Origin of the sequence: Kitasatospora sp. NPDC052868 (genome assembly GCF_044547105.1) — a bacterium.
Classification (GTDB): domain Bacteria; phylum Actinomycetota; class Actinomycetes; order Streptomycetales; family Streptomycetaceae; genus Kitasatospora.
The window spans coordinates 1-14,496 of the sequence record NZ_JBITZW010000021.1; the positions used below are offsets into that span (position 1 = coordinate 1).

At 73.4% G+C, this 14,496-nt stretch carries 13 protein-coding genes; 10 read left to right on the forward strand and 3 right to left on the reverse strand.

The window, feature by feature from the left end; genetic code table 11:
* Positions 1 to 382: 382 nt before the first annotated feature.
* The 6 genes from ACIGZJ_RS28085 (at position 383) to ACIGZJ_RS28110 (ending at position 6,156) form a co-directional block, all read left to right on the forward strand.
* A complete protein-coding gene (locus tag ACIGZJ_RS28085) occupies positions 383 to 796 on the forward strand; it encodes a universal stress protein (protein WP_396459945.1) in 414 nt (137 codons plus the stop codon).
* Between the two features lie 161 nt (positions 797 to 957).
* Positions 958 to 1,245 (forward strand): hypothetical protein, encoded by a 288-nt coding sequence (locus ACIGZJ_RS28090; protein ID WP_392938688.1) that lies wholly within the window; start codon positions 958 to 960, stop codon positions 1,243 to 1,245.
* A 136-nt stretch (positions 1,246 to 1,381) separates the two neighbouring features.
* On the forward strand, positions 1,382 to 2,812 hold the full coding sequence (locus ACIGZJ_RS28095) for a PLP-dependent aminotransferase family protein (protein WP_396459852.1): 1,431 nt from the start codon (positions 1,382 to 1,384) through the stop codon (positions 2,810 to 2,812).
* Between the two features lie 201 nt (positions 2,813 to 3,013).
* Positions 3,014 to 3,136, forward strand: a complete 123-nt coding sequence (locus tag ACIGZJ_RS28100) for a hypothetical protein (RefSeq protein WP_396459853.1) — start codon at positions 3,014 to 3,016, stop codon at positions 3,134 to 3,136.
* A 204-nt stretch (positions 3,137 to 3,340) separates the two neighbouring features.
* Positions 3,341 to 4,306, forward strand: a complete 966-nt coding sequence (locus ACIGZJ_RS28105; protein ID WP_396459854.1) for a hypothetical protein — start codon at positions 3,341 to 3,343, stop codon at positions 4,304 to 4,306.
* Between the two features lie 440 nt (positions 4,307 to 4,746).
* Complete coding sequence (locus ACIGZJ_RS28110) at positions 4,747 to 6,156, forward strand: family 2B encapsulin nanocompartment shell protein (protein ID WP_392938678.1); 1,410 nt, start codon at positions 4,747 to 4,749, stop codon at positions 6,154 to 6,156.
* Positions 6,157 to 6,777: 621 nt separating this feature from the next.
* On the opposite strand, the gene ACIGZJ_RS28115 is transcribed toward ACIGZJ_RS28110, so the two are convergent.
* The gene (locus ACIGZJ_RS28115) at positions 6,778 to 7,248 is read right to left on the reverse strand and encodes a hypothetical protein (RefSeq protein WP_396459855.1); all 471 of its coding nucleotides are present in this window, start codon (positions 7,246 to 7,248) and stop codon (positions 6,778 to 6,780) included.
* Positions 7,249 to 7,401: 153 nt separating this feature from the next.
* Between ACIGZJ_RS28115 and ACIGZJ_RS28120 the strand changes: the two genes are divergently transcribed.
* Positions 7,402 to 8,175, forward strand: a complete 774-nt coding sequence (locus ACIGZJ_RS28120; RefSeq protein ID WP_396459856.1) for a hypothetical protein — start codon at positions 7,402 to 7,404, stop codon at positions 8,173 to 8,175.
* 85 nt (positions 8,176 to 8,260) lie between these two features.
* Entirely contained in the window at positions 8,261 to 8,842 is a 582-nt protein-coding gene (yidD, locus tag ACIGZJ_RS28125) for a membrane protein insertion efficiency factor YidD (RefSeq protein WP_396459857.1), read from the forward strand.
* 89 nt (positions 8,843 to 8,931) lie between these two features.
* On the opposite strand, the gene ACIGZJ_RS28130 is transcribed toward yidD, so the two are convergent.
* A complete protein-coding gene (locus ACIGZJ_RS28130) occupies positions 8,932 to 11,295 on the reverse strand; it encodes a glycosyl hydrolase family 18 protein (protein WP_396459858.1) in 2,364 nt (787 codons plus the stop codon).
* Positions 11,296 to 11,565: 270 nt separating this feature from the next.
* On the opposite strand from ACIGZJ_RS28130, the gene ACIGZJ_RS28135 reads away from it, so the two are divergent.
* A complete protein-coding gene (locus ACIGZJ_RS28135) occupies positions 11,566 to 12,258 on the forward strand; it encodes a class I SAM-dependent methyltransferase (RefSeq protein WP_396459859.1) in 693 nt (230 codons plus the stop codon).
* Positions 12,259 to 12,299: 41 nt separating this feature from the next.
* On the opposite strand, the gene ACIGZJ_RS28140 is transcribed toward ACIGZJ_RS28135, so the two are convergent.
* Positions 12,300 to 13,589, reverse strand: coding sequence for a M20 family metallopeptidase (locus ACIGZJ_RS28140; protein ID WP_396459860.1), 1,290 nt, complete (start codon positions 13,587 to 13,589; stop codon positions 12,300 to 12,302).
* A gap of 177 nt (positions 13,590 to 13,766) precedes the next feature.
* Between ACIGZJ_RS28140 and ACIGZJ_RS28145 the strand changes: the two genes are divergently transcribed.
* Positions 13,767 to 14,351, forward strand: coding sequence for a TerD family protein (locus ACIGZJ_RS28145; RefSeq protein WP_396459861.1), 585 nt, complete (start codon positions 13,767 to 13,769; stop codon positions 14,349 to 14,351).
* Positions 14,352 to 14,496 lie beyond the last annotated feature (145 nt).

A 14,496-nucleotide genomic window follows, 5' to 3' on the forward strand; every position in this document is an offset into this window, starting at 1 on the left:
GGTTTGGGCACGTCAGGGTGCTGTTACCGCTGGTATGGATCAAGTAAATGGCATGATTTGAAGCCAAATGTCCGCTTTTTCAAGATCGAACCGGGTCTGAAAGTGGCCCGGGCCACAGCGGGAGTGCTGTGAGGCCGGGCACATCGTCGACAGCGCGTGACGGCCCCCCTGCCGCGCGTGCCGCCACCGCCGGTCGCCCGCCCGCTCCCGGGTGGCCCGCACCACAACCCCCACCCACCGTGGCCCCTCCGCTCACCCACCGTGTCGGGCATAGCCTCTGGCCATGAGCAACGAGAGCGATGCAGAGGCCGTCGGCGGCGCCGAGGAGCCCGGAGCGGCGGTCGCGCCCGCGGGGTTCGAGCTGGGGACCGACGGGCCCAAGATGATCCTGGCGGGGCTGGACGGCTCCGAGTCCTCCTGGCGGGCGACCGCCTACGCGGCGGGACTCGCCCGGCGGCAGAAGGCGACCCTCACCGTGGCCTACATCCAGCCCGTCCTCGGGGCGGCCACCGCGCTCGCGGGCGCGGCCGTCGAGGAGACCACCCAGGAGATCGCCGACGAGCTGCTGGCCGCGCTGCGCGAGGCGGAGCAGCGGACGAGCGACGTGTGGCGGCTGGACTGGCGCTTCCTGACCGTCCGCGGCGACCCGTACACGGGGCTCGCCAGGATGGCGGACGACCTGCGCGCCGACGCCGTCGTCGTCGGCGCCTCCGAGCGGGCCGGGCACCGGGTCATCGGCTCGGTCGCCGTCCGGCTGGTGAAGGCCGGCCGCTGGCCGGTCACCGTCGTTCCCTAGGCCTCTCTCTCCCCAGGTGGAACCGGACCGGACCGGACCGGGACACGGCGCGGGGCCGGAACGGGACACCGGCCCCGTGCCCCCGGGACATCCGCCGCCCGATCCTCGGTGTACGGGCCGGGAGCAAGGGCCCGCAGCCCGCGGACGAAAGGGACACGCGGATGTACGTGCACTGGGGAACCTTCACCAAGAACGACACCCTCGGCTACTGCCTCGGCCTGGCGCAGACCGCGCTGACGGATCGGGGCTTCCAGGTCTGGGACCTCGCCGGCGACGGCGACTACCAGGTGATCGGCGGGAACAACGACGTGATCACCAACATCGTCTGCGTCCCGCAGGGCGGGAACACCTGGATGACGGTGAGCGCCTACTCGACGGACTCGACGCTCGCCGAGCGCACCCGCAACGAGGTGCGCACCTACATCGTGAACTCGATCCGCATCGACTGAGTCACGAAGGGGCGGGGGCCGCTCGCCGGCCGGGCCACGGCCCGTCCGAGGCGCGGCCGCGCGATCCGAAGGCCCCGGGGCGACCGGCACAGCCCGCCCCGGGGCCGCGGCGCGCCCGGCGATAGAGTGCGTGATCATGACGGACTCCCCGGTCGCACAGGCCCGGTCGACCGGCAGCGACCTGCACCTCGAACTGCCCGCCGCCGGCGGCCGCCGCGCCGCACTGATGAGCGCCCTGCGTGAGGCGATCCGCAGCGGACGGCTCGCCCCCGGCACCCGGCTGCCGCCCTACCGCTCGCTCGCCACCGACCTGGGCATCGCCCGCAACACCGCCGCCGACGCCTACGCCGAACTCGTGGCCGAGGGCTGGCTCACCGCCCGCCAGGGCTCCGGCACCACCGTCGCCGAACGGGCCCAGCCCGCCGGCCCGGTCCGCTCCCGCCGGCCCTCCGTGCCGCCGCGCCCCGCCCACGACCTGCGCCAGGGCCAGCCCGACGCCGCCTCCTTCCCCCGCACCGCCTGGCTGGCCGCCGCCCGCCGGGCGCTCACCGCCGCGCCCAACGAGGCCTTCGGGCCCGGCGATCCGCAGGGCCGCCGGGAGCTGCGCACCGTCCTCGCCGACTACCTGGCCCGCGCGCGCGGGGTGCGCACCGACCCGGACCGGATCGTCGTCTGCTCCGGCTTCGCGCACGCGCTGCGGCTGCTCTTCGACGGTGCGGCCGCCGTGCTGCCCGGCCCGCTGGCCGTCGAGGGCTACGGGCTGGCCTTCCACCGGTCGCTGCTGGCCCGGGCCGGGGTGCCGACCGTGCCGCTGTCGCTCGACGAGGGCGGCGCACGGGTCCGGGAGCTGGCCGCCCACCCGGAGGTGCGGACGGTGCTACTCACCCCGGCCCACCAGTTCCCGACCGGCGGCCCGCTGCACGCCGCCCGGCGCTCCGCCGTGGTCGACTGGGCCCGCGGGAGCGACGGGCTGGTCCTGGAGGACGACTACGACGGGGAGTTCCGCTACGACCGGCAGCCCGTCGGGGCCGTGCAGGGCCTGGACCCGGACCGGGTGGTCTACCTCGGCTCCACCAGCAAGAGCCTGACGCCCGCGCTGCGGCTCGGCTGGATGGTCCTGCCGGAGCACCTGGTGGACCGGGTGCTCGCCGTCAAGGGCGAGCGGGAGGCCTGGGCCAGCGTCCTCGACCAGCTCGCCCTCGCGGACTTCATCGACTCGGGCGGCTACGACCGGCACCTGCGCCGGATGCGCCGCCGCTACCGGGACCGCCGGGACCAGCTGGTCGCCGCCCTGGAGCAGCGGGCGCCGCACCTCGGGGTGTCGGGCGTCGCGGCGGGCCTGCACGCCGTGCTGCGCCTTCCGCCCGGCACCGAGCGGTCCGTCCTGAAGGCCGCCGCCTACCGGGGCGTGGCCGTGGACGGCCTCGCGGACTACCGGCACCCGCTCGCCACCGGGCCGGCGATGCCCGCGGTCGACGGCCTGGTGGTCGGCTACGCAACCCCGTCCGACCACGCCTACCCGGCGGCGCTGGCCGCCCTCTGCGACGTCCTGCCCGCACCGGAGTGAGCCCGGCCCGGCGGCGGGCGGAACGCAGGAAGGACGGCGGAACGTAGGAAGGTGAAGGGCGCAGCGTAGGGCGCCGGGCCACCCGGCGGGCGGCGGGTGCGGGCACAATGGCCCGCCGCGTCCGCTCCGCTGTCATATGCCAATACCGGTCCAGGCGGAGCCGCGCACCGCAGGCGCGGCCGCCCCCTAGGCTCACTGGTCATGCGCAGAACACACGTGAGCCGTCTCGGCCCGTCCGCGAGCACGGCCCTCCTCGTCGCTCTGCTCTGCTCCGTCCTCCCCGCCCCCGCCGGCATCCCGCTGCTCACCGCGGGCTCCGGCTGACCCTCCCCCGAACACCCGTCAGGTGCCGGCCGCCCCCGTACCGGCACCTGACGGGCCGAACCGGCGCCCGCACCGGCAGGTCGGGCCACCCCGGCCGGCGGCGCGACGCCGGGCATCCCGGCCGGATCGGACCTAGGCTGCTGGGAGACGCCGGGGCACCTCGGCCCACGGCGGCCAAGGCGCGCGGTGCACGGTGGGACGGACATGGCAGCAGACGGACCGGACGGACCGGAGGCCCCGGTCAGGGAGCTGGTGCGCTCGCTCCGGGCGCACCCCTCCCGGCTGGCCGAGGTGCTCGCCGTCTTCGCGGTCCGCCACCGCGGCCCCCGCGCCGCCCGCCGGATCGCCAGGCTGCGCGAGACACACCCCGAGGCCACCCCCGCCGAGCTGGTGGACCGGGCGGTCGCCCACGCCAAGCGGGTGAGCGAGAGCGAGGGAGCGTTCGTCGGCGGGCCCTTCCTGGTGCTCGTCCCGTTCGCGTTCTGCACCGCGCTGCTGGCGCAGGCGCAACTCCTGCTCGAACTCGCCGCCCTGTCCGGGAAGGACCCGACCGACCCCGCCCGGGCCGCCGAGGTGATGGTGCTCCAGGGCGCGTACCCCGATGTCGCGAGCGCCGAGCGCGCGATCGGCCGGGCCGCCGAGGCGGGTCCGGTGCCAGGCCCCGAGGTGGGCCGCTGGCGCGGCTTCTGGTCGCTGATCTCGCGGATGGCGCGGCTGCTCGGGCTGACCGGGGCGGACGCCGACCCACCGCCCTCCCGGTGGCGGACGGCCGCCGGGTGGGTGCTGGTGGGCGTCGTCTTCCTGGTCGGGACGGTTGCGCCGCTGGTGTGGCTGCCCTACATGGGGATGTCGTACGCCCGTGCGACCGACCGGATCGCGGCCAGGGCCGCCACCTTCCACTTCGGCGATGCCGCCGACTGGCGGGCCGGGCCGTCCCGGGTCGACCCCGGGATGGCCGCCGGCGGTCTGCGGGCGCTGGTGTCCCTGCTCCTGCCGCTGGTGGCGATCGTCGTCCTGGTGGGCGCCGACGTCAGGCTGGTCGGCAGCCGGTGGCCCGTCCTCGGGCTCGTCCTGATCGGTCTCTCCAGCCTGGTGGGCTGGCGCTGGCACCGCGGGCGAAGTCGGCGGGACCGCTCCCCGGAGCCCGGCCCGGGAGAGCGCGAGGAGTGACCACACGGAGTGACCGCGCGGGGCGCCGGCACCCCGTCGACCGCCACTCGAACCCTCTGTTCGATCATGCGAACATCTGTGCCCATCCGGAAGGGGTGGTGCGCCGGTACGGCGCGCTCCGGTTCGTCGGGTCCACAGGGGGGCGGGCGTTCCCCCGCGCGGGCTATTCGCATGCGCAGTGATTCGAAGATGTGTCCGGAGGTGGTTGAGGGATGCCAACCACTCCATCGTTGAGATTCACCCTATCGGGGGGCAGGGGGTGCGCTGAGCGGCCCGGTCTGGCGCTGGTGATCTAGGGTTCCGGATGGGCCAACCGAGTGGACGCGTACGCCCCTCGCAAGTTCGTCAAATCCCATGCTGATAAGCCTACCTGACGGTCCGTCATGGCCTCTGCCGAGACGGGTCGGCGTGACCTGACCAGATGAAGGAGAACCCTGCCGATGCCCGTGGACACGAATCCGGAGACGCAGCAGGTACCCCAGCAGTCGAGCCTGACCACGGCCGCTGCCCGCAATCTCGCCACCACCACCAAGTCCGCACCGCAGATGCAGGAGATCACCTCCCGCTGGCTGCTCAAGGTGCTGCCCTGGGTACAGGCCGCCGGTGGTGCCTACCGGGTGAACCGCCGTCTCACCTACACCGTCGGTGACGGCCGGATCGAGTTCATCAAGACCGGTTCGGAGGTCCGGGTCATCCCGCGCGAGCTCGGCGAACTCGCCCTGCTGCGCGGCTTCGACGACGACGACGTGCTGACCGCCCTCGCCGACCGCTGCGAGCAGCGCGACTTCGGCCCGGGTGAGCTGCTGGCCGAGAAGGGCGCCCAGGCGGACCGGATCTTCCTGATCGCCCACGGCAAGATCAACCAGATCGGCACCGGCAAGTACGGCGACGAGACCGTCGTCGGCACCCTCGGCGACGGCGACCGCTTCGGCGAGCAGGCCGTGCTCGACCCGGACGCGGTCTGGGAGTTCACGGCCAAGGCCGTCACCGCCGGTACCGTACTGTCCCTGCCCCGGCGGGACTTCGAGGGCATCCGGGACGGCTCGCCCGCCCTCCAGGCGCACCTGCGCGACTTCCTGGCGCTTCCGCTCCAGCGCCAGAACGAGCGGGGCGAGGCCGAGATCGCGATGTCCGCGGGCCACCACGGCGAGTTCGAGCTGCCCGGCGCCTTCGTGGACTACCAGCTGAAGCCGCGCGAGTACGAGCTGAGCGTCGCGCAGACGGTGCTCAAGGTGCACACCCGGGTCGCCGACCTCTACAACCAGCCGATGAACCAGACCGAGCACCAGCTCCGGCTGACCATCGAGGCGCTGCGCGAGCGCCAGGAGTTCGAGCTGATCAACAACCCGGAGTTCGGCCTGCTCAACAACGCCGACTTCGACCAGCGGATCCAGACCCACTCCGGCCCGCCCACCCCGGACGACCTGGACGAGCTGCTCAGCCGTCGCCGCGACCCCGACTACCTGCTCGCGCACCCGCGCACCATCGCGGCCATCGGCCGTGAGCTGAACGCGCGCGGGCTCTACCCGCACCACGTCGACCTCGGCGGGCAGCAGGTGCCGGCGTGGCGCGGAGTGCCGATCCTGCCGTGCAGCAAGATCCCGATCACCAAGGAGAACACCAGCTCGATCCTGGTGATCCGGACGGGCGAGGACAACCAGGGTGTCATCGGTCTGCACCAGACCGGCATCCCGGACGAGTACCAGCCGGGGCTCTCGGTCCGCTTCATGGGGATCAGCGAGAAGGCGATCATCTCCTACCTGGTGAGCGCCTACTACTCGGCGGCGATCCTGGTGCCGGACGCCGTCGGTGTCCTGGAGAACGTCGAGATCGCGCACGGCCGCCACTGATCCCTGGGCGTCGCCGGGCCCCGGGCCGTCGCTCCCGGGCCCGGGACCGGGCCACCGCTGAGGCCGGTTGCCGAAGGTGTCGCGTCCAGCGCCGCCGGGCCGTAACCGGTCGCCAGCATGATCGTTTCACCTGATGTCGGACGGCCCGCCCCCGCAGGCGGGCCGTCCGCTGTCGGCCCCCACTCCCGGTGTCGACCGCCCCGACCGGACGACGCGAAAGGTGCGTGACACGCATGCCGCAAGCCCAGCCGATACCGCTGGACGGGCTGTTATGAGGGCAGCGCCGATCATCGCGAGCGGCGGCACCGGCCGTGGACGCCGGACCAGGCTGGCCGGCGCGGCGGCCGCCGTGGCCGCGCTCTGCGCGCTGCTGGGCGGCGCGGCCGACGCGCCCCTGGCGAAGGCCTCCGGATCGTACGGCGGTCACGGCCATGGCCACGGGCCGGTCGTGGACACCTGCGTCTGCACCGAGACGGAGGTCTCGGTGTCGGTCGGCAAGGGCGGTGTGGACGTCGATGTGGACGTCGACGTCGACGTGGATGTCCTCGTCGACCCGCACCACCCCAAACCCACGCCGACGCCCAAGCCCAGCCACTCGAAACCAGGCCACCCGCCGACCCATCACCACTGCCCCAGTCCTACCCCGACCCCGTCGCCGTCGCCCAAGCCGACTCGGAGCCCGAGTCCGACGCCCAGTCCGACGCCGACCCGGACCTCGACGCCGAGTCCGACCCCGGCCCCGAGCCCGAGTCCGACCCCGCCGGTGACCGCGACACCCAAGCCGACACCGGCGCCCACCCCGCCACCGGCCCCCGCGCCGGTGCCGCCCCCGGCGCCCGCTCCGGCACCGCGGCCCACCCCGCCGCCTGCGCCGCCCACGCCGCGGCCCACCCCGCCGCCGAGACCCGCGCCGACCGTGCAGCCCGCGGACCCGCCGTCGCCGGCCGCCGAGCCCTCGCCGCCGGCGCCGACCGTACGGCCCACCCCGGTGAAGCCGGCGCCGAAGCCCGTCCGGCTGCCCGCGGCCCTTCCGCCGCCCGTCGCGCAGCGCCACCACGGCAGTTCACCCACCACCACGATGCTGCTGGTCACCGTGCCGGCCGTGCTCGCCGCCGCGGCCCTGCGCCCGCGTGGCCGGGCCGGACGCGGTGGGTCCGGGCGCGGTGGCTCCGGACGGTCCTGAACCGGGTCCTACCGGTTCGGTCGCTCTTCCCCCATCCCAAAAACAACTGGAAAGGAGTCCTGATGTCCGAGTGGTTGGCGCTTGCCATCGCCATGTCGGCGGCCTGTGCCGTCGTGGTGGCGGTGGTGGTGCTGAGGCACCGCCGGGTCAGCGAGGACGAGGACACGGACGAGACACCCGACGTCATCGAGTACATGACGATGATGATCGGCGTGGTCTACGCGATCGTGCTCGGCCTCGCCATCGCGGGCGTCTGGGAGGCGCGCGGCGCCGCCCAGGACGATGTGGTGCGCGAGGCGCAGTCGCTGCACGAGGTCAGCGCACGCGCGCAGGTCTACCCCGTCGAGTTCCGCGACAAGATCCGGGCCGACGTCGACGGCTATGTCTCGTACGTGGTCGACGTCGAGTGGGCCTACATGCGCGAGCACGGAGAGATCTCCGACCGGGGCACCGAACTCCTGGAGAAGCTGCGCCAGGACTTCGCCAACCGCACCCCGGCGAGCGACCTGGAGGCCCAGGCCTACCAGCCGATCATGGATCGGATCAGCAGTGCCGACGACGCCCGCACCGCGCGCGGCCAGAACGTCGGGCCGACCATCCCCGGGGTGGTCTGGTTCGGTCTGATCGTGGGGGCGCTGATCACCGTCGGCATGGTGTTCGCGCTGCAGATCCGGCGCTCCCCAAGGGAGTTGCTGCTGGCAGGCGCGTTCAGCGCGCTGATCGCCTTCCTGCTGTTCCTGATCTGGGACTTCGACGACCCGTTCGGCCGGAGCGTCTCGGTGACCACCCAGCCGTTCCTCGACCTCTTCCCGACGCTGGGCGGCGGCCAGGACTGAGGTCCGCGGGGGCGCTGGAGCTCCTCCGATAGTCTGACCGGACCTCCGGGCGGACCCGGAGGCCGCGTCGAAGGGATCGTCAGCCGTGTCCTACCCGCCGCCCGGCCAGGGCGCCTCGTATCCTCCGCAGCGCCCCCAGCGGGCCTGGTGGTGGCTGCCCGAGCAGGAGCGCCGGCGCCGCCGGGAGCAGCGGCGGGCCTGGGCGGAGCACCAGCGCCGCAACGGCAAGAGGAAGCGCGACAACGACTGCTCCGACGCCTGCGACTGCTGCGACCTGGGTGATCCCTGCCTGATCGCCCTGATCCCGGTGATGATGGCCTCGGGCGTCCGCTTCGCCCTCGGCGCGGGCCGGAGCCGTGCGAACGGCAGCGGGCACGGGCGCGGGCGCGGGAGCAGCAACGGGCACCGCCGCGGGGCGGACCCGGCGGCGCCCGTACCGGGCGGGTTCGCGGCCGGCGTGCTGTACGGCGCGGTGCGGTACTACCGCGCCGAGGTCAGCCCGAAGCGTCCGGCATGCTGCCCGTACACGCCGACCTGCTCGACCTACGCCGTCCAGGCACTGCACCGGCACGGCGCCCTGCGGGGTGCGCGGTTGACGGTCGGCAGGCTGTTGCGCTGCCGCCCGGGTGCGGCCCGGCGCGGCGGGGTCGACCAGGTGCCGGAGTAACGGATCACCGCCGGGGCCTGCCCGGCACGGCGGGGGCCGCGCGGATCACTGCGATCCGCGCGGCCCCTTTCACGTGTCCTGACGGATCGTCAGTGCAGGCTGCTGTTCATGGCGTTGAGCAGTGTGCCGGAGGAGTCGTCGTTCTCCAGCGAGAAGGCGAACATGCCGGCCAGGCCCTTGCTCTTGACGTACGCCCCGCGCGCCTGGATGGCCTGCGGAGTGTCACCCGTCCAGAAGTTGGTGCCGTCGTAGACCCACGAGGTCTCCGTCACCGGGTCCCAGTGGGTGGTGGCGGCGGTGGCGTTCAGCTCCTTCCAGGCGGCCAGTCCGGCCTCCGCGCTGAGCGGCTTGGCCGGGGTGGGGCCGGTCGCGGTCTGGTACAGGCCGAAGTTGGAGCCGGCCGGCACGCCGGTCCAGCCGCGCCAGTAGAACGGGACGCCCAGCACCAGCTTGCTCACCGGGAACCCGCCGGTGATGCCGTACTCCGGCAGGCCGGTGGTGTACGCGGCGAGCGTGGTGTCCACGTTGTACTTGCGGGTGCCCGGGGTGATCGGCGTGGTCGGGTCGGCCGGGCTGTCGTGCAGCGGGTCCTGGTGGTTGGTCGGGCCCTTGGCGTCCCAGGCGCCGTGCATGTCGTACGTCATGATGTCGGCGTAGTCCAGGTAGGCACCGATCTTGTCGGTCTCCAACAGCGCGATCTTGTCCTGGCCGCTGGGCAGGGCCGCCGTCAGCAGGAAACGCTTGCCCTGGGCGTTGCCGAGGGCGTCCAGCTGGGTGCGGAACTCCTTGAGCAGCAGGGTGAAGTTCTGCTTGTCGGCGGGGGAGTAGTGGTTGCCGGTGTGGCCGCCGGCCGAGCCCGGGTACTCCCAGTCGAGGTCGACGCCGTCGAAGAGGCCGGCCGCGGTGGCGGCGCCGCCGGAGGCGTCACCGGCGATCCCGGTCGGCAGGTTCCCCTTGAGGAACATGTCCAGGCAGGAGGAGACGAAGGCCTTGCGGGAGCTGTCGGTGGCGGCCGCGTCCGAGAAGTACTTGGAGTACGTCCAGCCGCCGATCGAGATGGTGTACCGCAGGTTCGGGTACTTGGCCTTGAGCTGGCGCAGCTGGTTGAAGTTGCCCTTGAGCGGCTGCTCCCAGGTGTCGCTGCTGCCGTCCACGCTGGTGGCGCCGTTGTAGTCGGCCTGGTAGTCGGCGTAGGCGTCGCCCGCGCCGTCGCCGGCGTTGGGGTTGGACTCGTTGGCCGAGTCGGAGGCCTTCACCGCCTGGAAGCAGGTGTGCGAGGTGGGGTGGATGTTGGCGAAGGCGTAGTTGATGACGTCCAGCTTGCCGGCCGCGCCGCTGGTGTCGACGTTCTTCGCGTTGTACGCGTTCTCGTAGACGCCCCACTGGTCGAAGTAGGCGGAGCGGAACGGGCTCGCGGCCGGTGCGGCGGAGGTGGTGGTGCCGACCCGCGCGGACTGGGCGGAGCCGTGGCTGCCCGAGTAGCCCTGCACGGTGAAGGAGTAGGCGGTGCTCGGCAGCAGCGAGCTGACGGCGACCGAGGTGCCCATCGAGGTCGCCACCAGCTGGTTGCCCGCGTACACCTTGTAGGCGATCGGGCCGTCGCCGCCGGTCAGCGTGGACGGCTGCCAGGTGAGGACCACGGCGTTGTGGGTGACCTTGCTGACGGTGACCCCGGCGGGCGTGGTGACCTTGCCGTCGCCGGCCGGGCCGGTGGCCGTGGAGGTGGCGGTGGCCGTGGCGGTCGGACTGGCCGACGCCGTGGGGCTGTTGGAGGCGGTCGGGCTGTTGCTCGCGGTGGGGCTGTTGCTCGCCGTGGGGCTGTTGCTGGCGGTCGGGCTGGTCGAGGCCGTCGGACTGCCGGACGCCGTGGGGCTGTTGGAGGCGGTCGGGCTGGTGCTGCTGGTCGGCCCGGCCGGCCCGGTCAGGGTGAGGTCGTCCGCGCGGTAGGTGCCGGTGCCGTACCAGCCGTGGGTGAACACCGTCACCGAGGTGGTGGTCGCGCCGGTGGTGAAGGTGGTGCTCAGCTGGGTCCAACCGGTCGCGTTCGGCGCCCAGGTCGAGGCGTTGACGCCGGTACCGGTCGCGCCGAGGTAGACGTAGCTGCCCTGGACCCAACCGGCCAGGGTGTACGTGGTGTTCGGCTGGACGACCACCGTCTGCTGGCACTGCGCGGTGTCGGAGGCCGAGGCGGCACCGCTGAGCGCGTAACCGCCGCCGTGCACCGGGGTGGTGACGACCGAGCCGTTGGCACAGCTCCAGCCGGCCAGCGAACCGGCCTCGAAGTCGGCGTTGGTCAGCAGGTTGACCGCCGCCGCGGAGGCGGTGTCGAGCGAGAGGGCCAGGGCGGCGCTGCCGGTGGTGAGCGTGGCCGCGAGGGCCAGTGCGGCGGCCCGTCGGCGTGGCGCGGCGGCCCGGCGCTCGGCGGGGAGCGCGGGCGTGACTCTGTCGTGCATGAGCTGTCCTCCGGATGGGTGGGGGATTCCGGCGGTGCAGTGACCCGGGATCGGGTCGAAGGGAGCCGACCCGCGCGCTGTGGGGGCGTGCGGGCGGTGGGAACCGGTGTGAGCGACGCGGCGGTTCCACTGTCCCGGCCACGTCACGACACCACAGATTGGACTGGACCAATATTCGCCGTCAAGAGTGTCCGGTCACTGGACTGTTGGCACCCGCTCCGACGGACGCCCCGGCGGTACGGTGAAGATCCGCAGAACGGAGGAGACACGATGGACAGCCAGGACTGGGACGACCGGTACGCCGCGAGCGCGTTGGTCTGGGGCGCCGAACCCAACCTCTGGGTGGTCCGCGAGCTGGCCGGCCTGCGAGGAGCCGCCGAGCCCGCGGGACGCTCAGAGGAGGGCCCCGGGGAGGGCCCCGCCCGCGGCCGCGCCCTGGACCTCGCCGCCGGGGAGGGCCGGAACAGCATCTGGCTCGCCCGCCAGGGCTGGCAGGTCACCGGACTCGACTTCTCCGCCGTCGCCCTCGACCGGGCCGCCCGGCTCGCCGAGGCGCTGCCCGCCGCGATCGCCGCCCGGCTGACCTGGCGGCAGGCCGACGCCCGGACCTTCGACGCCCCGGCCGGGGGCTACGACCTGATCGTGGTCGCCTACCTCCAGGTCCCGGCCGAGGACCGCCGGACCGCGCTGCGCCGGGCCGCCGCCGCGCTGGCCCCCGGCGGCACCCTGCTGGTGGTCGGCCACGACTCCACCAACCTGACCGAGGGGGTCGGCGGTCCGCAGGATCCGCGTGTCCTCTTCACCCCCGAGGACGTGCTCGCCGACCTCGCGGACACCGGACTGCACACCGTCCGGGCGGAACGGGTCCGCCGCCCGGTCGGCGCGGAGGCCGCGCACGACCGGTCGGGGGAGGGCCGGGCGGTCGAGGCCGTCGACGCCCTGGTGCGGCTGGAGCGCCGATAGCCCGGCCGGCCCGTCGGCCGCGTCTGCTCGGCCCTCCCGCCTCAGTCCGCGGCCGGCTCCAGGGCGCCCGTCAGGTGGTCCCAGGCGACATGGGCGTGCAGCCGCACCCCCGTCACCAGGGTGTCGTCGTCGGCGTAGAAGGCGGGGTTGTGGTTGACCGCCACCCCGCGCCCGCCCGGCACCGGGACGACCGTGCCCTCCGCGGTCCGCTCGGTGTCCTGGACGCCCAGCATCACGTAGAGCCCGCCGAAGGCGTTGACGAACTCCGAGACGTCGTCGTACCCGAGCGAGGGCTGCACCTGGTCGACCCGCTGTGCGCCGACCACCCGTTCAAAGGTCGGCAGCGCGGCGGAGACCCACTCCGGCCGGTTGTGCAGGGCCGGAACCGGCTGCAGGTAGTCCACCTTCGCCGTGCAGTTGTACGCCAGCGCGGTGTGCTCCGCCAGGGTGGCCAGGCTGCGTTCCACCTCCGCCATGTCCGCCTCGATCGCGCAGCGGATGGTGCCCCAGAGGGTGACGTGTTCGCCGATGATGTTGAACCGGCCGACGTCCTCCAGGTGGCCGATGGAGACGGCGACCGGGTCGAAGGCCGAGCGTTGCCGGTAGAGCTGGCCGATCCCGGTGAGCACGGCGCCCGCCGCGGGCATCGGGTCGATCCCGCGCCAGGGCGAGGAGCCGTGCGTCTGCCGCCCGGTGACCACGATCTTCACCAGGCGGGAGGCGCTCATCTGGTAGCCCGCGTGGTAGCCGACGTGGCCCTTCGGATCCGGGGTCACGTGCAGGCCGAACACCATGGTCGGCGCCGGGTCCGCGAGCGCGCCCTCGGCCAGCATCTCGCGGGCGCCGCCCGGCTCGTCCACCGGCGGGCCCTCCTCGGCGGGCTGGAAGACGAACAGGACGGTGCCGGGCAGCCGGTCCCGCACCCCGGCGAGGACGGTGGCCGCGCCGAGCAGGATCGCCGTGTGGCAGTCGTGGCCGCAGGCGTGCGACACGGCGAACGGGCCGCCGGGGTAGTCGGCGTCCACGACCCCCGAGGCGAAATCGGTGCCGCAGCGGTCCGGCACGGGCAGCGCGTCGGTGTCGGCGCGCAGGGCGACCACCCGCCCGCCGGGGCGCCCGCCGCGCAGGACGCCGACCACGCCGTGTCCGGCGATGCCGGTGCGCACCTCGTCCAGGCCGAGCGAGCGGAGGTGGTCGGCGATCAGCGCGGCGGTGCCGGCCTCGCGGTTGGAGAGTTCCGGGTGGGCGTGCAGGTGGCGACGCCACCGGATGACCTGCTCGGCCACCTCGTCTGCGCGGCGGTCCAGTTCGGCGTGGAGCGTGTCACTCATCGCGTGGCTCTCCCTGTCCTCGGATCATGTGGTGATGATCGTAGAAGCGGGGTACGAGCTAGGAGGGGAACGCGCTGGACCCGCAATCTTTCTACAGTGCTGTAGATTCAAGGCGCGCCCGCAACGGCGCCGACGCAAGCACCGGCGTGGCGCCGGCGGAGGGACGAGGAGGACGCGATGAGCGTTTCGCTGGCCAAGGGACAGAAGCTGAGCCTGGAGAAGCCGGGCGGAGGGCAGTTGGGCCTGGTGCGGATGGGCCTGGGGTGGCGCGCCGCGCAGCGCAAGGGCTTCTTCGCCAAGCTGCTGGCCTCGCAGGAGATCGACCTGGACGCCTCCGCCGTGCTCTTCGCGGGTGAGCGCCCGGTGGACGTGGTCTTCTTCCAGCACCTCACCAGCAACGACGGCTCGGTGCGGCACAGCGGGGACAACCTGACCGGCGGCGCGGGCGACGCCACCGACGACGAGTCGATCACGGTCGACCTGGCGCGGGTGCCGGCGGAGGTGGACCAGATCATGTTCACCGTCAACTCCTTCACCGGGCAGACGTTCCAGGAGGTCGAGAACGCCTTCTGCCGGCTGGTCGACGCGCAGACCGGCGCCGAGCTGGCCCGCTACACGCTCACCGGCGGCGGCCCCTACACCGCCCAGATCATGGCCAAGGTGCAGCGCACGGCGGCCGGTTGGCAGATGGCCGCGATCGGCCAGCCGGCCACCGGCCGGACCTTCCAGGACCTGATGCCGGAGCTGGTCAAGCACCTCTAGGGCCGACCGCCGGAACCACCGCGCGGCGGCACACGCACCCCACGGCCTTCGTCCCGGTCCCGTGCATCCTTTGTCGGAGCACCGGATCGGGACGAAGGCCGTTCTGCTGTACGGAGGTTACCGAGGCGGTCGGCCGGGTTCGTCC